Here is a 20,303-nt window from a genome sequence, read left to right as displayed (position 1 = left end):
ATATAGAAGAAAGTCATTTTTGGGCTAATGATGGTTGTTTTCCATCATTAGCCTTTTTTATGTAAATAATGTTTAATGAAACCTTTTGGAAGGGTAAAACGTCTATTAATAATGTGTAAAGAAAAATATCCATCTTACTTTAACTATCCTTAATGAGGAAACAGTTGAAACAGTGTTGAATCGCACTGTAGTCATGATTTCAAGCGGAAGACCATCGGTGAAGACTTGACATTTTGTGAAAAAGGAGTATATTAATATTTTGTGTTCAAGCATGTAAATATTAAGCAAATGTAAATTTAGGAACATAATTTCATAAAATGTTCATATTTTACAATTATGATAGTAAATAGCTTGTCTGGGAGTAAGCGCATATTCAAAATGAATTCTAAAAAAAGTATAATAGTTTGTTAGAAGGTAGGTGCAACAAAGATGAATAAAACTTTAAATAAACGATTTAATATATCACAAAAATATATCGGCTTTTTTCTTGTTGCCGTTGTATTCCTATGGTTAAAAACATATATCATTCAATTGAATCAATTCGAACTAGGTGTTGAAAATGGCATTCAAAAGTTTTTGTTGTTTTTGAATCCATTAGGTTCTTCCCTTTTATTTCTTGGATTTGCACTATTCTTTAAGGGTAGAAAAAAATATAGTGCGTTAATGACGATTTATTTTATCTTGTCATTTTTACTTTATGCAAATGTCGTTTACTATCGTTTCTTTAACGACTTCATTACGCTACCAACCATTTTTCAAACACAAAATTTCGGAGATGTAAGTAGCAGTGTTCTGTCATTATTAAGACCATATGACATATTCTTTTTCATTGATTTCCTATTCTTGCTTGGTCTACTTCTATTTAAAGTAGTAAAAATTGAAGCGAAAGATATGGGACGTCGAAAAGTCATTGCTGTCTTATCATTAGCATTAGGTTTTTCAAGTTTAAACTTGGCGCTTGCTGAAGCCGATAGACCTGAGCTATTAACAAGAGGATTCGACCGAAATTACATTGTAAAATATTTAGGAATGTACAATTATACCATTTATGATGCAGTTCAAAGCACGAAAGCATCTGCACAGCGAGTTATGGCTGATAGTAGTGATGTAACGGAAGTCATTAACTTTACAAAATCAAACTATGCAGAACCAAATCCTGAGTACTTCGGTGTTGGTGAAGGCATGAACGTGATTTATCTGCACCTTGAGTCGATTCAATCATTTTTAATGGACTATCAGCTGCATGGTGAAGAGGTAACACCATTCTTAAACTCAATGATTAGAGATGAGAATACAATGTATTTTGATAACTTCTTCCACCAAACAGCACAAGGGAAGACGGCTGATGCAGAATTCATGCTTGAAAACTCATTGTATGGACTGCCACAAGGTTCAGCCTATACAACAAAAGGACTTAATACGTACCAAGCTGCTCCAGCTATTTTAGGACAGAATGGATATACGTCAGCGGTATTCCACGGCAATTCAGGAAGTTTCTGGAACAGAAATGAGATTTATAAATCATTTGGTTATGATAAGTTTTTTGACTTAAGCTATTACGAAGCTGAAGGAGACCAAATGGCTGAGTATGGATTGATGGATAAGCCATTCTTTGAACAATCATTTTCATTGTTACAAACATTGCCACAGCCATTCTATACGAAGTTTATTACAGTAACGCATCACTATCCTTATTCAATGAATCAAGAGGAAACAACGATTGCTCCACATACTACAGGTGATAAATCTGTTGACAATTATTTCCAAACTGCTCGTTATGCAGATGAGGCATTAGAGCAATTTATCACAGATTTAAAAGAATCTGGATTATATGATAACTCCATTATTATTATGTATGGAGATCATTATGGAATTTCGCAAAATCATAATAAAGCGATGGAAAAAGTATTAGATAAAGAACTATCTACATTTGATAGTGCAGCAGGTTTGCAACGAGTTCCACTCTTTATCCGTGTACCTGGAATGGAAGGTGGAGTCAACCATGAGTATGGTGGTCAAATTGACCTTCTTCCAACATTGCTTCACTTAGTTGGTATTGATACAAAAGAGTATATCCAACTAGGTACAGACTTATTATCAGAAGAGCATGATTCATTAGTTCCATTCCGTAATGGGGACTTTGTCAGTCCGACCATTTCATCGGTCGGAGGTAAATTTTATGATTCCGTGACAGGTGAGCTAATTAGTGAGGAGCAAGAAGAACAAATGGAAAAAGGATTACAGTTCCAAGAGGTTGTAGAATATAAATTGCATCTTTCAGATAAAGTTGTCAATGGAGATTTATTACGTTTCTATTCTCCAGCCGACTTCACACCAATTGATCGTTCAAAGTATGAATATAATACTTCTGATAAAGAGACAAAAGAAACTAAAACACCAACGGACGAATAATTGAAGGTGTGCTTAGAGACTGTCCTAGCAATTTGCTAGGACAGTCTCTTTATTTTTTTTGACAAATTTTTTAGTGTTTATTCATTTTGAAAAATATGTTGCGTTTTTGTGACTAATTATTTTTACGGATATAAATTGACTTTTATCCTACGATTCTCCTATATTTTTTGCATAAAATAGTACCTGGTGCTAAAGAAATGAAATATAACTGTAATATGTTTATCATCTTGCTGTTATGATTGACTGCTATAGTACTAGGGGAGTAGAAAATTGTTAGTTTTAGATGTATTTTGTCATTATAAGTAATGCTGAGTTTTAAATTAAAAATTTTGTAGCTTAATAGAATTAGAGTTAAGTACATATTTAATAGAACTTGTCGAAAACATGAAGGTCGGAGGAAAAGAGAATGATGAAAAAGAAATTTATAGCTCTCAACACCACTATCATCTTGGGAATAGGAAGCTTAGTCACTGTCCCAACTGTGAGCGCAAACTATTCTTCACAAATTCAACAAGTAGAACAGAAAATTGATGAAACTGATGCTAAAATCGCTGAATTAGAGAAAAAGATTCAAAAAATGAATGAAGCGATTGAAGATAATAATAAATTGATTGTAACTACTGAAAAAGAAATTGAAGTTACTCAAGCAGAGATTCAAAAGCTAAATGAAGAAATCGCAGTATTAAATGACACAATCGCAAAAAGAACTGAAGTGTTAGCAAAACGTGCTCAATCCTTCCAAGAATCAGGTGGAAAGGTGAGTTATATAGAAGTGCTTTTAGGTTCGGAGAACTTCAGTGATTTTATTGATCGTGTATTTGCTGTAACACAAATTGCAAATGCGGATAGTGATTTAATAAAGCAACATGAGTTAGATAAAGCGGCTGTTGAGGAGAAACAAGCTGAAGTGGATCAAAAGCTTGCTGAATTGACAGGTAAGAAAGAAGAACTTGAAGGTATGAAAGCTCAAATGCTTGAACAAAAGAAAGAAAATGACCAAATGAAGGTTTCCTTAGAGCAAGCTCAAAAAGGAAATCTAGAGAAATTAGATGAACTTGAAGAAAAAGCTCGTCAGGAAGCAGAAGCACAGCGTCAAGCTCAATTGGAAGCTCAGGCAGCGCTGACTAATAGCGGATCTAGCTCTTCTTCAGAAAGTTCAACTTCAAAAAGCAGTTCAAAAGTAGCCTATACAGCACCAGCAAATGATGGAAGTCTTAGCACGATTTTACAAGCTGGCTATAAATATATCGGAAATTCGGTTTATGTATTTGGTGGCGGAAGAACTTCATATGATGTAGCAAATGGAAGATTCGATTGTTCTGGTTTTGTGAGCTGGGCATTTAGACAAGCTGGTATCAGTATTGGTTCAAGTACAAGTGCTTTAAGAAACCAAGGTTCTAAAATATCTCTAAGTGAAGCACGTCCTGGAGACTTAGTATTCTTTGATACCTATAAAAAAGATGGACATGTTGGAATTTATCTTGGCGGGGGCAATTTCATCGGTTCTCAATCATCTACAGGTGTAGCGATTGCGAACATGAACTCAGGCTATTATAAAGACCATTTTAGTGGACATGTAAGAAGAGTTGCTAACTTTTAATTTATAAAATCTATTGGGTCTATCCTTTTAGTACAAGGATAGGCCCTTTTATTTTGTTAAATAGATTTAAAATTGTACATATTTCATGAAAAAGGTCATCTTCGTTGTAGATTGTTCATAGTTATTTTACAATAATTACTGATGTCTTTTAAAGCGAACTGATGGATTGGAAATATCGTACATCGTATCTACATAAATCTCTTTGATCTAAGAAAAAATAACTTAGACTTTCTTATTTATTATTTTACAAAGGGAGAAGGGAGTAATAATGAAAAAAATTACAAATGTCTTTTGGATTTCAGTTGCGCTTGTTCTAGCATCTGTCATATTTGGTGCAACTGCACCTAAAACCTTTGAAGAAGCAACAGGAAATGTTCAGCAGTTTATCACAACTTCTTTTGGTTGGTATTATTTAATTTTGGTAACGATCATCGTCGTTTTTTGCCTATTTCTTATATTTAGTCCAGTAGGGGCGATAAAATTAGGGAAACCAGACGAAAAGCCAGAATTTTCAACTGCATCGTGGTTTGCGATGCTTTTTAGTGCAGGAATGGGAATTGGTCTTGTCTTCTGGGGAGCAGCTGAACCATTGTCGCATTTCATGGATCCGCCTTTGGCAGAAGGAGGAACAAATGCTGCTCAAAAAGAAGCAATGCGTTACACCTTTTTCCATTGGGGAATACATGCTTGGGCAATCTATGCATTGGTCGCATTAGCACTAGCCTATTTTCAATTTAGAAAAGGGGAGCCTGGACTTGTATCGGCAACTCTTAGACCGATCCTTGGAAAAAGAATGGAAGGACATTTAGGGACAGTTGTAGATGTTTTAGCCGTCTTCGCTACAGTGATTGGAGTCGCAACAACGCTTGGTTTTGGTGCAGCTCAAATTAATGGTGGGCTTTCTTATTTATTTGGAGTGCCATCTAATTTTCTTACTCAATTCATCATCATTTTAGTCGTTACCGTTTTGTTTATGATTTCCGCTGGTACAGGTCTTGGAAAAGGAATTAAATATTTGAGCAACGCAAATATGTTGTTAGCAGTTGCTTTATTAGTTCTGATGTTTATCGTAGGACCGACCATTTTAATCCTTGATATGTTTACAGATACAATTGGAGGCTACATTCAAAATATCATTCAAATGAGCTTCCGAATCGCTCCGTTAAATGAAGACCATCGCTCATGGATTAACGGATGGACGATTTTTTATTGGGCGTGGTGGATTTCCTGGTCACCTTTCGTCGGAATCTTTATTGCACGAGTTTCTAGAGGTAGGACGATTCGGGAATTTATCATAGGTGTCCTTTTATTACCTGCCCTAGTAAGCTTTTTCTGGTTTGCAGTTTTTGGAAATGCTTCTATTTCCATTCAATCATCTGGTGTATTAGATTTAACACAATTTGCGACAGAAGAGGTGTTGTTTGCTGTCTTTAGCCAATTTCCTTGGTCCATGGTCTTGTCGATTGTGGCGCTCCTGCTTGTCAGTACATTTTTTATTACCTCTGCTGACTCGGCGACATTTGTTCTTGGTATGCAAACAACAAATGGTTCATTAATGCCTCCTAACCGAGTCAAATACACATGGGGGATTGCGCAATCGACAGTCGCTTTAGTCCTTCTATATAGTGGAGGATTACAAGCACTACAAAACGCCTTAATTGCGGCGGCTTTCCCGTTTTCATTTATTATGCTTTTGATGATGCTTTCCTTATTTAAATCGTTAACAAAAGAGAAAAAAGAACTTGGGCTTTACCATAAACCAAAGCCGCGAAAGAAACCAGAAGCAAAAGCATAATACGAACTGAACCCATTCGCCATTTGAAAAGGATCATATTTTTCTTTCTTGTCTCATAAAATGGACAAGGGTAGAAGTCCTATAGGAGGGAATGCGATGAATGGGTTGTATGTAAAATTGAGAGACAGATTCGACTAAAGTGAAGAAAACAATTCTGATTTATTCCTTCCTATTAATCGGTGCTATTCTTCAAGGAATGGCGATGGCTATCTTTCTGTTTCCGCATTCGATTCCATCGGGTGGGGCAGCAGGTATCGCCATCCTTGTGAACCATTGGTTTCATTTACCTTTAGGTTTTTCTTTATGGTTATCCAATGTCGTATTTCTTGTCTTTGCTTTAAAGTATTTTGGCTACACATGGACATTTAGGACGATACTTGCGGTCGCTACTACTTCGACGACGGTTACATTGCTTTCGAACGATTTCTTTGCGATTCCCCATACGCATATTATTCTTGATATTATGGCGGGAAGTATGTTTTTTGGAATTGGTGTAGGAATTCTGATTCGCACTGGTGCCTCGAGTGGAGGTATGGTCATTCCAGCATTAATGATTGCTACTTATAAGAATTGGAGTCCTGGCAAGGTGATGATGGGGATCAATTTATTGATCTTCCTCTTAACAGCGCTTGTCATTGATTTCAAAATCGTGTTCTATGCGATCATCTGTCAATTTATTTCGACCAATGTGATTGATTTAATCTATCAATTAAAAATTTATTCGACTACACTTTTAACTCCGAGTTGGAGAAAGAAATAAGGAGATCCGTGAACGGATCTCCTGTTTGTCTTGAGCTTAGTTAACATGTGAGTAGAGTAATTACACCATTGCTATGCTTCAACGGTGATGAATTCTAATGAAATGCACTCATTATTTTTAACTGTTGTTTTATTCATTGCATTTATATGTCCATATTGATGATAGGACTTGAGCGCTCTTATCCAAGAACCGTGACCGAATACAAGCAATTGCGACATATGGTTGTATTTAGATAAAAATAGCTTGATTCTCGTTTCGAGATTCACAAGACTTTCCCCAAGGATGATTTCTGCTGGCTTTTCACTCCAAAGCTCTCCGTATATTGAGACTAATTCTTTTTTTGGCCGTCCTTCAAATGGACCGAAATCTAGTTCATCCAGTAATGGTTCAGGAATCGCTTTCTGACCATAATGTTCTGCCGTTTGCTTAGTACGGACAAGGCTACTGCAAAGGGCGAGGTCAAATAATTTCTCCTGTATTAGTTGAAGGTTTTCTGCGATTTTTGATTGCTCCTTCTCAGTAAGAGGAAGAATGGGGATATCTTTCTTTCCTTGTAACACCTGTTTTCTATTCCATTCCGTTGGGAGATGTCTTATAACGGTAATTTCCATTCCTGTTCCTCCAAATTAAAGGTTTCACTTCTTAGACCACGACGTTGTGTTTCTAATATTAAAACATCTGATATCTTGACGTTTCCTAAATTCACATTTGTGCCAATACAATTAATGAAAAACATTTGATGCTTTGGCGTTGGTGCCTCGAAAATAACTTTCTTCCAGTCAATATCTCGAATAAGTTCAAATATCAGCTCCGATTTAATGGCCCCGCTGTTATCATAAATTCCAGCCGTGCCAGAATCTCTCCCTTCCGTTATCACGTATTGGCATCCAGCTTCAAGCAGTGCGTTCATTTCAGCTTTCCATTCGGAGATAGGCATATCGTCAAATGAATCTTTTGATCCCACTTCTGCAATAACGTGAAAATCATCTTTTACTTCTGAAATAAGATGAAGTCGTTCTTGGAGAGGGATATTTAATGTACCATTGGAAACTTCCAGCCAGTCGATAGCTAATTCTTTAAGCCATTTAAGGTATTCATCTATTTTGTTTTGTTGGTAACATTTTTCAAATAATGTCCCACCACAATAGGTCTTAATATTGTATTGCTGATAGAGCTTTACTTTATCTTTTAGATTAGGAAAAACATAAGCAGTACCAATTCCTAATTTAGCGATATCAATAAGTTGATGGTAATCCTTAAGAATATGTTCAAGTTCTCCAATTGGCGTTCCAAAGTCAACAATTGAAGTGAGCCCATAACTTCTAGTACCATTTGTTCGATTTGGTAATTGCAAAAAATCCATTTGGATCGTGCCTCCTCATTATTTGACCGTTCCCTTTGTCTACTTAGCTTGTGTTATTAAGTGTTATCTTTTTTTAATCAATCAGTTTAAGTATGATTTTTGAGCGCTACCTGTAAAATTAGCCTATTCAAAAATTAGGTGGATGTGTATATAATGGGCTTTTTTTGCCTTGAATTTACTTTCGAAGACGGGATGAATAAACTGTCTCACCAATCCAAACAATAAAAAAGTGCTTTATAAAAAAATCTTGATTTTCATCTAAGAGGTGTATGAGCATTGGCAGAGCAAAAACATAAAGGAATGACGATCTTTGCAATTGGCTCAATCCCACTCATTCTGGTTTTGGGGAATTCTATGCTTATTCCGATTCTTCCAAAGATGAAAACAGAGTTGGATATTTCACAATTCAAAGTTAGTTTGATTATATCTGTGTTTTCTATTGCCGCAGCGATTTCGATCCCTATACTAGGATATTTATCGGATCGTTTTTCTCGTAAAGCTGTGATCATCCCTTCGCTCATTCTTTACGGGAGTGGCGGTTTGCTTGCAGGGGCAGCTGCAGCGTGGTTTTCAAATGCCTATATGTGGATTATTGCGGGAAGAATTATGCAAGGTTTAGGAGCAGCGGGAACGGCTCCTATTGCCATGGCTTTGACAGGAGATCTATTTAAGGGAGGAGAGCAGAGTAAAGTACTTGGTCTTGTTGAAGCATCAAATGGATTTGGAAAAGTAATAAGCCCTCTCATAGGCTCGCTATTTGCCCTTCTATTTTGGTATGCTGCATTTTTTGCCTTTCCTGTTTTCTGTTTATTATCCGTTCTTTTAACGATCTTTTTTATTAGAGAAAAGAAGGCAAAGAAGGAACCACCTCCTGTTGGGAAATATATTAAGGGTCTCGTCTCCGTTTTTAAAACAGAGGGTCGGTGGCTTTTTGTGTCGTATTTAACAGGTGCTACATGTTTATTTACACTCTTTGGTATATTGTTTTATATTTCCGATATTCTTGAAAAAGATCATCAAATTGATGGTGTACTAAAGGGAGGGATATTGGCCATCCCGCTTCTGTTCATGACGACGACTTCTTATATTACAGGGAGCAAGATTGGGAAAAAGATGAAATTAATGAAAACACTGATTGTCCTCGGACTTCTTTTGATGACGATCTCTTTTTCCACTCTCGTCTTTTTTGAAAAATTAATTCCATTCTTTTCTATTTTGGTTCTTAGTAGCATTGGAACAGGGCTTGTTCTCCCTTGTATTAATAGTTTTATTACTGGTTCGGTTTCGACAGATAAAAGAGGATTTGTGACTTCCTTGTATGGTTCAGTGCGGTTCTTAGGTGTTGCTGTGGGTCCCCCCGTTTATAGTACGTTGATGGAATGGTCGCGTACGGGAATGTTTTTAACAACGGCTGGACTAACCTTATTCGTTAGTCTACTTTCGATGCTCTTTATTCATGTTAGTAAAAAGAAAACTTCTGAAGAAAACGATCGTGACTCACTCTTTGAGAAGCTCCAATTTACGTAATCGGATGATAATCTCTTTCGTCTGTATCTGATTTTTGATCAATCTTTAAGGCCCCATAAAGGAGATGAGCGATGTGCAAATATATTTTTCACCTGAAGTGATCACCCCAGAATTTCAGGTGTTGAATGTAGTCAATTCTGCGAATAAAGCTGTAGGAAATGTGGCTTTATTATTTGACGAGAAAAAGCTTTATGTCTATGGCATTTTGGAAGAAGAAGGAGTAAGAGAGGATTTTAAAGATTTAGTTAAGCCATATTTAAAAGGGTTAGCGAAAGCAAAAGAAGGAGTAGAAATTTATTCCTGCCTCTATGTTGGATGTAAGAAAGTGGAGTTGAAAGATGAAGAAGAGGAATGAACTGAAAGAAACAGTGGGCCCAATCGGCTCACTTTTTTTATAATTGGATTGTTTTAGATTCCGACAAGTGGTACGATTACGATTGTGCTGTTTTATCGACAAATTTTGAGCAAGGAGGGCATAATGGAAAGCCCTAAAGTAATAAAATTAATTAGCATTTTTATTTTTACAATGGCACTACTTATCCATAATTATATATTAGTTAAGTCGATTACAAGTGTCACAGTCATGATCATTTTGATTGGCGCCATCATCATGTGGTGGGTGGGACACTTATATCAAAAATCTTATAAGAAAGCGATAATGTATGAATCTGTTAAGCAAGAGCTAGATGATGTTAATGAAAAATATCAAATGATCGTGAATGAGAAGGATTTAATCGAAATGGCTTTAGATTTAGTGGATGATATTGCTGTCTTTTCTTATCATCTGGAAACGGGTGACTTTTATATTTCGAAGGGAATTGAAAAAATATATGGTTATCCGTACCGAGAGATTAGAGAGGATTTGAACTTATGGAAGCTTCTTGTTCATCCTGAAGATATGGAAGAAATTGAAAGGAAGATTGGGCGATTAACGACAGGGACGCATGCTTCGACCGAGCTACGTATTTTGCGTCCAGATGGTGAGGAACGATGGATTATTTATCGAGGAACTCCTGTTAAAAATAATATGGGCCATGTAATAAATATTACTGGACAGATCATTGATATAACTGAAAGAAAGATGCTAGAAATGAAATTAAAGCAATTGGCTTTTTTTGATGAGTTAACCGATTTGGCGAATCGAACTCTTTTAGAAAGACATCTCAAGAAGGCACTTTCTCGTTCTAAGCGGATAAATCAACCGTTAGGCGTGATGTTTATTGATTTAGATGGATTTAAACAAGTAAATGATACAATGGGGCATGAAACAGGCGATCTTCTTTTGAAAGAAGTGGCAGTAAGACTAAAGGACACGGTAAGAGATGAGGATTTCATTGCTAGATTAGGTGGGGATGAATTTATCATTTTATTTGAGGAAACGAACAAAACGGATATACTAGAAATTGCTGATCGGATATTAACAAATGTTTCAGTACCTTACTTATTTGGTGATAAGAAACCGAAAGTAACTCCAAGTATCGGAGTGGCTATGTATCCAGAGGATGGGATCGATCAAGAAACCTTATTAAATAATGCAGACAAGGCGATGTATTATGCTAAAAGTAAGGGGAAAAATAATATTCAATTTTATACGAGAGCCCTTCCAGAGCAACCGATGAAAAAAGATGGCGTTATCAGGCGAATATTTCAACACCTACAAACAAATTTCTCTAAATAAATTTGACCCCGATCTTTTTTGCAAATCGGGGTCTTTTGCTATGGAACAAGATCTTCATCTCTTTGTCGGATGGCATCTTGTAAGACTCTTTCTCCACCAACAGCCTCAATAATGCCTCCGAGTGATTGAATCCAATCACCAGTAACTGCATGCCTTTGTCCATAAAAGAATTCTGAATCATCTTCGGTTACAAGTTGTTCAGATAGACCAATTGCTTCAAGAATTGTACCGATTACTTGAATCCATACTCCGTGAACGATTTCAAGAGAACCTGGGACTTGTTCTTCTAGATAATATAATTTCGTTACAGCAGCAGCCTCTGATAGTCCTGCGATGGCTTGAATCCACACATTTGCAACAACCTGCTGTCTTAATTTCAATATTCTTATGTTTTTTTCTTCTTCATTTAAGGTAGGCGTTTGTTCTTTCTGAAAATGGTTCATGTTGAGCCTCACTTCTCATCCCCTCCACTTCCCTATAACATATGCCTATTGCGTATTTCGGTCATTGAGAATTGATTAACAAAAAGAAAAATATCCAGCTCTTTGCTGGATATTAGAAAGTATTACTATGAGGGTAAATGAAAAGACGAGCTTTTCTTACTTTCTATTTTATTGGAGATTTATGAACAGACTATGAATAAATCTGTAATATTTAATGACATGAGTTTAATTTAATTCGGTGCCCCTGGTGGATAGTAGCTTGGAGGAACCTTGATCCAACCACGCTCCCTCATTTTTGTCTTAATATCCATTCCAAAAACTGCTTTTTCTGAGTGAAATCTGATCCACATCAAACCGATATCACTGCGAACACTTTGGCTTATATTTGTTGAACACATGACTATATTGGAAGCAACCTTTGCACTTAATAGATTGGCGATTTCACTATCTGTTGCTTTCACACCTAGTGGAACGCTATTCGGATCTGAATCGGGCTTATGCTCTGATGTTTCGGGGAGCGGAACACCTTCCTTTAGCATCAATTCCGCTAAGACATTTTTTTGATGAGTGGCCAACTTCTTTGCATCTTCTAAAAGCTCAATTAAAACATTATCTGTTGTCGAATTTATGGAAGTTTCTATCAAAGGAATTTCTTCTGCTATAGCGGTGTAATAAAGCCAACAACCCATTGCTTCACCGATATGGAGTTTTGACTTTGGTTCTGAATCAAATCTCGTAATTAAGTAATCGAATAATGCTTCAAATTTGTTTGGCAAAGAACACACTCCTTCCACTATTTTAATCATATGATGTGCTTGAATGGAATTTTTATACATCTAATCTATTGAAACAGCAAAAGGCTCTATCATCAATTACGGAAAAATAATAAATCTATCTAAGGACAAGCTTGCCTTGCTTACATAGCATATAGTGTAAGACAAATTAGAGATAGAAAGGAGGGAGATGCTATGAGTAGAAATCATTGTGGATGCAATGATCATCGAGGGAATGTTCAAGGAGCTCAAGACGTTAAAACGATCGTTGAACCGACAGAAACAATCGTGAGGGTGAATACAACGAAACGTACTGTAAGACGAATCCATCCTACTGAAATTATCAACGTCAACAGAACAGTCGTTAGAAATGAAAATTTCTTCCCTGTAACTGAAAGACAGGTAAATGAAGTAGTACAGGAAAACTTTAATTGTGGAACTGACCCTAATAATCCAAGATGTAGACGAAGCGGCAATTTGTTTAGCTTGTAATTGATATGTCAAGGAGCACTCACTTAAGGTGGGTGCTTTTTTATGCTGCAGGAAGATTTTTTGTCATAAGACTAGTGATGAGACCTACTACTAGAATTGTAATAGCAGAGAAGAAAATGGTATCGGAGGATAATAAAACGCCTCCAATTAGTAGAATAATGGAATCCATAAAAAGGATAAGAAGCCCGACATTTATGCCCGTTTTATCACCTATAAATTGGGCAATTAAGTCGGTGCCGCCTGTGCTCGTCCGATATCGTAACATCACACCAATACCTGCCCCGATGAGTACTCCGCCAATAATGGAGCTATAGATAGCTTCAATATGAAAGATGGAGCGAACAGGTTCTAAGAGATCAATAAACAATGAGGAAATCATCATCCCATGTAAGCTATTATAAAAATATTCTCTGTAATAAAACCAAGCAATCGTGAAGATCGGTATACTGCATAATAGAATCATAAGTCCGGTTTTTAATCCCAAAATATAATTAAGAATGAGCCCGATTCCAATAACTCCTCCATCCAGTACCTCATAAGGTGATAGAAAAAGGTTAATTCCTAAAGAAATGAAAATACTACCGAAAACAATGATTATCCCTTTTTTTAGAAAATACATAGGAACACCTCCAAATACTGGACATGTTCCTATTCTATGTGTAAATAGATTTGAAGATGTGAAGATGCCAATAAAAATTGCAACTTTTATTAAAGTTAATGTCCCTAGATTCGTATAGTTATGGGGAATAAGCCATCAGATAAATGATCTCAACATCGTATAGAGCATGAAAAAAGAAAAAGACGTATGCGCGTTTATACGTCCATTTGAAATCCATTTCCAGAAGCTTTTTTAAGAACGAGTTTTGTTATGAACTCATTATGGAAAGCCGATAAAACAAAATGTCTGATTTAGGAAGCGAAAAGTACCGTCGCACACTTCATGTATCGTCATAACCGTGATCTAATGGAAAAAAGATTCTGGACACAATCTATACGAAAACAGCGTTCATTAAAAACGATGCTCGGGTTGTTGATGAGCAAAAGGATGGATAATGGGGGAGAATTGACGAGTCTTCTTCTTGTTTTGCTGGCAGTCTTTATATGGACCAATATATGTGCTTGGTTGTACAAAATGTGTCACTTTCATCCAACTTTCTTCATCGATGCAATATGTGTGTGCCATAATGTTTGCAGGTGTGAATTTGAGAAGATCGGAGCCTAATATTACTTCTGGCGTGGGAGCATCAAAAATCGCTAGTAAATGAGTTTCATCAGTTGTGGCGACTTCATAATGCCACCAACCTTGAGGAACATTTGCGACTTGACCAGGAGTTATCGGATAGTTGTGTACTTGCTTCGTAAATGGGTTAAGTATCGATACGATTGCAGCACCTGAAATACAGTAAACAAGTTCGGCTGCATTTTGATGATAATGGGGTTCAACGACATTATTTGTACTTAAGTAAATATCCAGCAAAGATACATTTTCCAGTGTATTAAGTTGTTGGATCCCTAATATATTGATGAGATTTTGGTTGTCTTTTTTGAATAATGTACTTTTATTCAAGTCGAAAGTATACTGCAGTGATGGAGATGTATAATCCAAATAGGCAGTCATATGATTTCACCTCTTTTTCTCATTTAAAATCTTCGTAGGCATGTTATGCAATACAGATTTGTTTGGTGTGTTGTACAAATAAAAGGCTCTATCCCTGATTGGTAGGATAGAACCTGTAGAGCATTCATTTCTTTTGCAATCGCATATACCAAATTTGAAATAAGTAAATGAGGATAGAAAAAAATTGCTGGATTAAAAATACCCCAAAATGATTGATTTTTATAATTTCAAATATCCCTCGGTGTTCATAAATTTCCATGAACACAAAACAATAAGTGAGGTCACCGATTAGGTTCAAAAGAAAATAAAACCAAAAGTAACCAAAAGAAATATAGAGAAAAAACATTGGTAAAACAATGTATAGGCCATACGTTGCTGGTGGAACATTTGACAATGGAAAAATGGTTTCCTTCACATTGACAATATCCCACCTATCATAGATTTGAAAAATAATCGTTATTAATAGTCCAGACAGTAAACCAGCAGGTAAGAACTTACTTACTCGCTCTTTATCTAAAAAAAATAGCAGTCCCCATGGGAGAATCAGCATTGCCCATAAAATGAGTTGATTTAGCATTTGACAATTTCCCTTCGTGTTTTATTAGTAGTGTTAACGAAAAGAAATATTTTATCAGGAATTTATTAGAATATTTAGCACTCCGGGGAAGTTAAGATATAATAAAAAGAAAACAAATGGGGAATCATTCATGTCGAAAATAACCTGGACACTCATTGTATTGGGCGCTATAGACTTAATGATCATCATCTTACATGTAACGGGTAACTTTATTCTTTTTTTGAAACCGACTGGTTACATCGTCCCTTTGATATTAAATATCATCGTCTTATCCATAATAGGGTTTCGTACTCCCCATATCCAAAATGACTGGATGATCGTCGGCTTAGTTGTCTTTATACCGATATTATTACTACATAGCATCATGATTTTGCTCTCCGATCATCATTATACAAAAATAGATTCTCCCCATAATCAGCAATCATTAGTTATTGAATACCGAGATTTTATACTCGGTGAAACAACATATAGTTATGATTTTTATAAAACTAGATTTGGGTTAATTGGGAAAAAGCTTGACGATCAATCGATTACGATCGTGATAGGTGGCACGGAATATCCAGAGAAAATAGATGCAGAAGATGTATTAGGTGTGGATAGAGGGGAATGGCCCACGAAGGATTTTGTCCGTTTTTCAACATTGAAGGGGGTGAAAGAAGTACATTTGAAAGCATCTGAGACAGTAGTCAAATCAGAAGAACGCAAAATGGAACAGGGTGAGGAAATGGAAGCATTTATCAAAATGGTAGAAGAAAAAGAGGACGGTCAATCGATCATGATTAACGGAAATGTGTTAACGATCCGTTTCGATGAACCAACTGGTCAGAGCTGGATTGATGTAACAAGTGATCATGACGAAGGTGCGATCCCAAGGCAACAATGTTCACGAATTATTCGAAATGAAGAGCAAGGCTACTATATGTTAGAAGAATGTACGCATAAATGGGAATATCTTTTGTCTCCTTTAGAGGGGAATGGGTAAGAGATACACTTATTCAAAATCGTTTCTAGAATTTCTATAGGTCATTAATTGCGTCTTTAAAGATGAATACAAACCAACCCCAGCATTTCCGTAAAAGAAGCCCATAAATATTCCTACCCAAAGATTATCTCGATGCGCAAAGAAAATGGAGATAATAAGTCCTGTAATGCTTGCGAGCATAGGAATATATGGTTTAGAAATATCGAATAGCTTCTTTAAAATTTGTGTTGCGATCATCACTAATGGAACAGCAATAATGGCATCCCAAAAATTTGTATGTATAACCGGGAAAGTCTCCATTCTAACACCTCTACACGTTCATTCACCTTCTTTAATAGTGTTTCAGTTATTCTAATTCTTATCCATTAATGATTGCCTTTTATGTAAGTATACGTCTTCCAGCTATTTACCAAATGCCCAATGGCTAGTAATATGACGGCAACAGCGAGCCAGATTGATTGAAGCCAAAGGGCTGCAAAGGCATATGCTAACACAGGAAAAAAAGCCATTGGTATCGGAATCATCCCCAGCGGTTTAAATAAAGATGATAAACTTCTCCCTTGAACAAAGTAACGAATCCATAAAAAATAATAAAATACGATACATATTGTCATGAGTATGAAGTAGATATCGATGGCGTTGTCATCGATAGAATCTTTTAAAACAATCAATAAGAATATACACCCGAATTGCCCTAGCCTTTCGAAGATAGTAAAGATTGATTCTTTATCTTTCATTCCTGCTGGAATATTGTAGGGAGGATAGATAGAATACAGTATATTTGGAGCTAGAATACACATCACAATTGTCAATCCTACTATTGAAAATCCCATTTCATTCACCTATTATTAAATTTTGTTTAACTCTCTTTTGTAACATTCCTTTTCGTTTTAATTATTTTATAAAAATCGATAGCAATCTTTAGTGAAAGGATTGAGATAAAGAAGATCTTGGAGAAAGTGGAAGATGCAAGCTGTAACAAAATTACCATTAAAACAACCGTGCCAATGATACTAACAACTCTGTTCATATATTCTGCTTTAAACATCATAATCACCTCTGGGTACTTTATAACAGAAATACGATGGAGAGAATAAAATAGTTTCATTTTTCTATGGAAAATTCTGCAATTATTGAGGAATAGTTAAGCGAGGATTGTGGTTGAATGAAGAATATTTTGAATTATAATCGAAATAAACAGAGTCCCTTACGTTTTTATCGCAAGGGACTCTGTTTATTTGTAATGGAGAATAGGGGGCTCGAACCCCTGACCTCAACGCTGCCAGCGTTGCGCTCTCCCAGCTGAGCTAATCCCCCGTATGGTGATGTACAACGATTATTATATAGGGAAATCATTTGAAAAATCAAGAGGGAATCTAGTAATTTTTAGTCAATGCTTTCGATCTCGACACCGCGAACACCTTCTATCTTTGAAACGGTATAGTACACGTCTGTCGTTAGTCTTTTATAATTAACGGTTACTCGTAATTGGACGAGATGATCATCATCGTTTAAATCTTTAATCCGTAAGTGCTTAAGTGATATTTTTTCATCTTTTAAGTAATTAATGATTTCTACAATTCTATTTTTGTCTTTCACATTTAGCTGTAGTTTAATTTCTTTTTCGCGTAATTGACGTGGGCCGATAACCCCCATAATGATAGGTACAATTTCAACGCTGATGATGAGCAATGCGACTCCAACTGCTGCTTCAAGATAGAATCCTGCACCTACTGCGATCCCAATCCCAGCTGCTCCCCAAATCATGGCTGCAGTTGTAAGACCAGAAATACTGTCATTTCCTCTTCTTAAAATAACGCCAGCTCCAAGAAAACCAATTCCTGAAATGATTTGAGCAGCTAAACGAAGGGGATCCATCGTGATATTAATATCATCTCGAGATGGCACCATATAAGCTGATTCAATCGATACAATAGTGAGAAGACAACTCACAATTGAGATCACAAGACTTGTTTTCAGTCCAACCGGTTTTCTTTTTAATTCCCTTTCCAGCCCGATAATCAACCCTAAAAAAGCCGTGATCCCTAACTTAATGAGAATTTCCATTTCAAACCCGAACATGATATTCCCACCTTTTCGATGACCAATATATTTTCATAGTAATTATCTAGTTAAAGGTTGTAAAATGATGATATCTATATCTTTTAAAGGAGTTCAATTTGATGGGGCCAAAAGTAAATCCGTATCTTATCTTAGCCATTGGAGTCATTTCAGTCTCAACTTCGGCCATAATGGTGAAAGTATCAACCGCACCTTCAGAGGTCATCGCCTTTTATAGGTTATTTTTTTCAGTTCTGATTATGCTTCCTGTGTTTTTATTAAAGTATGCTAATGAACTACGACTTATTACGAAGAGAGATTGGCTGTTTTCTTTGATTGCAGGAGTGTTTCTAGCATTTCACTTCATTCTCTGGTTTGAATCATTAAATTATACTTCTGTTGCAAGTTCTACCGTATTGGTAACATTGCAACCACTATTTGCTTTTGTTGGAACATACGTCTTCTTTAAAGAAAAGTTTACGATGCGAGCAATACTCTGTGGGATTATGGCGATTATCGGAAGCTTTATCATCAGTTGGGGTGATTTTAAAATTAGTGGTTCTGCGTTATTCGGAGACATACTTGCTCTTATCGCCTGTGCCTTGATTACCGCATATTTAATGTTTGGTCAAACAGTGCGTAAAAGAGTTTCACTCATCACCTATACTTTTGTTGTGTATGCAATTAGTGCGGTAACGCTTTTCGTATATGTGCTCATTTTAGGGCGCCCGCTCACGAATTATCCTACTAGTGATTGGGTTTATTTTGTTTTACTTGCTATTATTCCGACTTTATTGGGCCACACCTTATTTAATTGGTCCGTTAAATGGCTAAGTACTTCTACTATCTCTATGGCCATTTTATTAGAACCAGTAGGTGCAACGGTTTTAGCCTATTATTTATTGAATGAAAAAATTATGTTGACTCAAATCGTTGGTGGTTTAATCGTAATGGCGTCATTGGCTTTCTTTTTAATAGAGGGAAAATTGACGAGAACGAAGGTAAAGCTGGGAAATGAACATTGAGTTAGTTCAATAGAAATGAGGAGAAGACAATGGGGTGGGATGATACCTTTGTGGAATTTCCACAAATAGAAACAAGTAGATTAAGGCTAAGAGAATTGAATGTACAAGATGCTACCAGGTTATATCATTATCTATCTAAAAAAAATGTAGTCGAGCACTATGATATCGAGGCACTTACTTCATATCAAGAAGCAGTTGATATCATTGAAAATCTCTTTTTTCGATATCAATCAAGAAGACAAATTAGGTGGGGAATTACACTTAAGGGAGAAGAAGAACTCATTGGAACCTGTGGCTTTCATTCACTAGATGAGCAACATTTAAAAGTAGAAATTGGTTATGATCTCGACTCGGAATATTGGGGAAAAGGGTATATGACAGAAGCGGTTGGTAAAGTGGTTGAATACGGATTTAATGAAATGGAGTTAAACCGTATTGAGGCTTTTTATTTTCCTTTAAATTACGCCAGTAAGAGAGTTCTTGAGAAAAACGGTTTTATAGAAGAAGGATTACTAAGAAAAAGATTTTATAGTAAAGATAAATATATGGATGCGTTTATTTGTTCCATTTTAAAAGAAGATAGGAGAGGTGGTTTATAAAAAACGCCTCTCCTATCTTCTTTTCACAAAATATACGTAAATCCTGAAAAGATAAATGCCAAGGTGAACGTAAAAATGAAAGTGCCACCTTTAACCTTTTCTTCTGAATTAGCGATTTTGATCCCCTCAATATAGGAATAAATGAATAAATAGATTGCCATGATAAATGATAGGTATAAAGCTACAGATTCTAGCATGTCTCCCAATCCTTTCTTGATTGTTTTCTCTCATTCCTATTATTATGAGAGAACTTTCTTCTTTATTCCCACAAAGATAGTAATGAAGTAGACGAAATTTGGCTTTCAAATTTTATTGCAAAAAAAGTTGAAAATTATATTGAAAACATTTTTGAAGCATGATATATTAGTTCTTGTCCTCAAGAATACAACTTGTTTTAATAGCATGAGTCAAAAATCTTTTTTATAAAGTTATTGACTTAAAACGAGGAATTGTGTTATATTAATAAAGTCGCTTCTGAAGCGATAGTGATTTTTTTTGCAGGTAAAAAGCGATACTTGTACTTTGAAAACTAAACAAATCATACGTCAACATATAATAGTGAAGGCGACTGTACAGCTTCGACAGACATTGGAACTTC

Annotated in this window: 22 protein-coding genes and 1 tRNA gene; 11 read left to right on the top strand and 12 right to left on the bottom strand. The window is 36.0% G+C overall.

The genetic code is table 11. The features are described from left to right. Positions 1 to 429 precede the first annotated feature (429 nt). From BMSHG_RS18975 to BMSHG_RS18960, 4 genes are all read left to right on the top strand, one after another. Entirely contained in the window at positions 430 to 2,412 is a 1,983-nt protein-coding gene (locus tag BMSHG_RS18975) for an LTA synthase family protein (protein ID WP_019156048.1), read from the top strand. A gap of 406 nt (positions 2,413 to 2,818) precedes the next feature. Beyond that, complete coding sequence (locus tag BMSHG_RS18970) at positions 2,819 to 4,012, top strand: coiled-coil domain-containing protein (protein WP_019156047.1); 1,194 nt, start codon at positions 2,819 to 2,821, stop codon at positions 4,010 to 4,012. A 268-nt stretch (positions 4,013 to 4,280) separates the two neighbouring features. Continuing rightward, complete coding sequence (locus tag BMSHG_RS18965) at positions 4,281 to 5,807, top strand: glycine betaine uptake BCCT transporter (RefSeq protein WP_019156046.1); 1,527 nt, start codon at positions 4,281 to 4,283, stop codon at positions 5,805 to 5,807. Positions 5,808 to 5,946: 139 nt separating this feature from the next. Next, positions 5,947 to 6,567, top strand: a complete 621-nt coding sequence (locus BMSHG_RS18960; protein WP_019156045.1) for a YitT family protein — start codon at positions 5,947 to 5,949, stop codon at positions 6,565 to 6,567. Positions 6,568 to 6,638: 71 nt separating this feature from the next. Here the strand turns inward: BMSHG_RS18960 and BMSHG_RS18955 are convergent, their stop codons facing one another. Both BMSHG_RS18955 and BMSHG_RS18950 read right to left on the bottom strand, forming a co-directional pair. Then, a complete protein-coding gene (locus tag BMSHG_RS18955) occupies positions 6,639 to 7,178 on the bottom strand; it encodes a phosphoglycerate mutase family protein (protein ID WP_019156044.1) in 540 nt (179 codons plus the stop codon). Further along, positions 7,160 to 7,930: a phosphosulfolactate synthase gene (locus BMSHG_RS18950; protein WP_019156043.1), complete on the bottom strand. Its 771-nt coding sequence runs from the start codon at positions 7,928 to 7,930 to the stop codon at positions 7,160 to 7,162. Before BMSHG_RS18950 ends, BMSHG_RS18955 begins: the two co-directional genes overlap by 19 nt. 300 nt (positions 7,931 to 8,230) lie before the next feature. Between BMSHG_RS18950 and BMSHG_RS18945 the strand changes: the two genes are divergently transcribed. The 3 genes from BMSHG_RS18945 to BMSHG_RS18930 all read left to right on the top strand — a co-directional run bounded on the left by BMSHG_RS18945 (position 8,231) and on the right by BMSHG_RS18930 (position 11,135). Then, on the top strand, positions 8,231 to 9,457 hold the full coding sequence (locus BMSHG_RS18945; protein WP_235776426.1) for an MFS transporter: 1,227 nt from the start codon (positions 8,231 to 8,233) through the stop codon (positions 9,455 to 9,457). 73 nt (positions 9,458 to 9,530) lie between these two features. Then, positions 9,531 to 9,812, top strand: coding sequence for a hypothetical protein (locus BMSHG_RS18935; RefSeq protein WP_019156041.1), 282 nt, complete (start codon positions 9,531 to 9,533; stop codon positions 9,810 to 9,812). A gap of 123 nt (positions 9,813 to 9,935) precedes the next feature. Then, positions 9,936 to 11,135, top strand: coding sequence for a sensor domain-containing diguanylate cyclase (locus tag BMSHG_RS18930; RefSeq protein ID WP_019156040.1), 1,200 nt, complete (start codon positions 9,936 to 9,938; stop codon positions 11,133 to 11,135). 38 nt (positions 11,136 to 11,173) lie between these two features. Here the strand turns inward: BMSHG_RS18930 and BMSHG_RS18925 are convergent, their stop codons facing one another. Continuing rightward, positions 11,174 to 11,578, bottom strand: coding sequence for a hypothetical protein (locus BMSHG_RS18925; protein WP_026073533.1), 405 nt, complete (start codon positions 11,576 to 11,578; stop codon positions 11,174 to 11,176). A gap of 230 nt (positions 11,579 to 11,808) precedes the next feature. Next, the gene (locus BMSHG_RS18920) at positions 11,809 to 12,363 is read right to left on the bottom strand and encodes a DUF3231 family protein (protein WP_392397256.1); all 555 of its coding nucleotides are present in this window, start codon (positions 12,361 to 12,363) and stop codon (positions 11,809 to 11,811) included. A 183-nt stretch (positions 12,364 to 12,546) separates the two neighbouring features. Between BMSHG_RS18920 and BMSHG_RS18915 the strand changes: the two genes are divergently transcribed. Then, on the top strand, positions 12,547 to 12,843 hold the full coding sequence (locus BMSHG_RS18915; RefSeq protein ID WP_019156037.1) for a CotD family spore coat protein: 297 nt from the start codon (positions 12,547 to 12,549) through the stop codon (positions 12,841 to 12,843). Positions 12,844 to 12,883: 40 nt separating this feature from the next. On the opposite strand, the gene BMSHG_RS18910 is transcribed toward BMSHG_RS18915, so the two are convergent. The 3 genes from BMSHG_RS18910 to BMSHG_RS18900 all read right to left on the bottom strand — a co-directional run bounded on the left by BMSHG_RS18910 (position 12,884) and on the right by BMSHG_RS18900 (position 15,038). Then, on the bottom strand, positions 12,884 to 13,462 hold the full coding sequence (locus BMSHG_RS18910; protein ID WP_019156036.1) for a YitT family protein: 579 nt from the start codon (positions 13,460 to 13,462) through the stop codon (positions 12,884 to 12,886). Positions 13,463 to 13,852: 390 nt separating this feature from the next. Then, entirely contained in the window at positions 13,853 to 14,461 is a 609-nt protein-coding gene (locus BMSHG_RS26550) for a cupin domain-containing protein (RefSeq protein ID WP_019156035.1), read from the bottom strand. A gap of 124 nt (positions 14,462 to 14,585) precedes the next feature. Beyond that, positions 14,586 to 15,038, bottom strand: coding sequence for a hypothetical protein (locus tag BMSHG_RS18900; protein WP_019156034.1), 453 nt, complete (start codon positions 15,036 to 15,038; stop codon positions 14,586 to 14,588). A 130-nt stretch (positions 15,039 to 15,168) separates the two neighbouring features. On the opposite strand from BMSHG_RS18900, the gene BMSHG_RS27200 reads away from it, so the two are divergent. Then, positions 15,169 to 16,020 (top strand): hypothetical protein, encoded by an 852-nt coding sequence (locus BMSHG_RS27200; protein WP_019156033.1) that lies wholly within the window; start codon positions 15,169 to 15,171, stop codon positions 16,018 to 16,020. Positions 16,021 to 16,029: 9 nt separating this feature from the next. Here BMSHG_RS27200 and BMSHG_RS18890 read toward each other — a convergent pair whose 3' ends face one another. The 4 genes from BMSHG_RS18890 to BMSHG_RS18870 form a co-directional block, all read right to left on the bottom strand. Continuing rightward, positions 16,030 to 16,320, bottom strand: a complete 291-nt coding sequence (locus tag BMSHG_RS18890; protein WP_019156032.1) for a hypothetical protein — start codon at positions 16,318 to 16,320, stop codon at positions 16,030 to 16,032. Positions 16,321 to 16,385: 65 nt separating this feature from the next. Beyond that, on the bottom strand, positions 16,386 to 16,853 hold the full coding sequence (locus BMSHG_RS18885; RefSeq protein WP_019156031.1) for a hypothetical protein: 468 nt from the start codon (positions 16,851 to 16,853) through the stop codon (positions 16,386 to 16,388). Positions 16,854 to 17,264: 411 nt separating this feature from the next. Further along, positions 17,265 to 17,337: transfer RNA gene (locus tag BMSHG_RS18875), tRNA-Ala, on the bottom strand. A gap of 69 nt (positions 17,338 to 17,406) precedes the next feature. Beyond that, a complete protein-coding gene (locus BMSHG_RS18870; RefSeq protein ID WP_019156029.1) occupies positions 17,407 to 18,102 on the bottom strand; it encodes an MgtC/SapB family protein in 696 nt (231 codons plus the stop codon). 101 nt (positions 18,103 to 18,203) lie between these two features. Between BMSHG_RS18870 and BMSHG_RS18865 the strand changes: the two genes are divergently transcribed. Continuing rightward, positions 18,204 to 19,106, top strand: a complete 903-nt coding sequence (locus BMSHG_RS18865; protein WP_019156028.1) for a DMT family transporter — start codon at positions 18,204 to 18,206, stop codon at positions 19,104 to 19,106. Positions 19,107 to 19,135: 29 nt separating this feature from the next. Then, on the top strand, positions 19,136 to 19,705 hold the full coding sequence (locus tag BMSHG_RS18860; RefSeq protein ID WP_019156027.1) for a GNAT family N-acetyltransferase: 570 nt from the start codon (positions 19,136 to 19,138) through the stop codon (positions 19,703 to 19,705). A 23-nt stretch (positions 19,706 to 19,728) separates the two neighbouring features. Here BMSHG_RS18860 and BMSHG_RS28765 read toward each other — a convergent pair whose 3' ends face one another. After that, the gene (locus BMSHG_RS28765; RefSeq protein WP_019156026.1) at positions 19,729 to 19,902 is read right to left on the bottom strand and encodes a hypothetical protein; all 174 of its coding nucleotides are present in this window, start codon (positions 19,900 to 19,902) and stop codon (positions 19,729 to 19,731) included. Positions 19,903 to 20,303 lie beyond the last annotated feature (401 nt).

The sequence above is a fragment of the Robertmurraya massiliosenegalensis JC6 genome (genome assembly GCF_000311725.1).
In the GTDB taxonomy this organism is placed as follows: domain Bacteria; phylum Bacillota; class Bacilli; order Bacillales; family Cytobacillaceae; genus Robertmurraya; species Robertmurraya massiliosenegalensis.
This window is presented reverse-complemented; position numbering and strand designations above follow the sequence as displayed.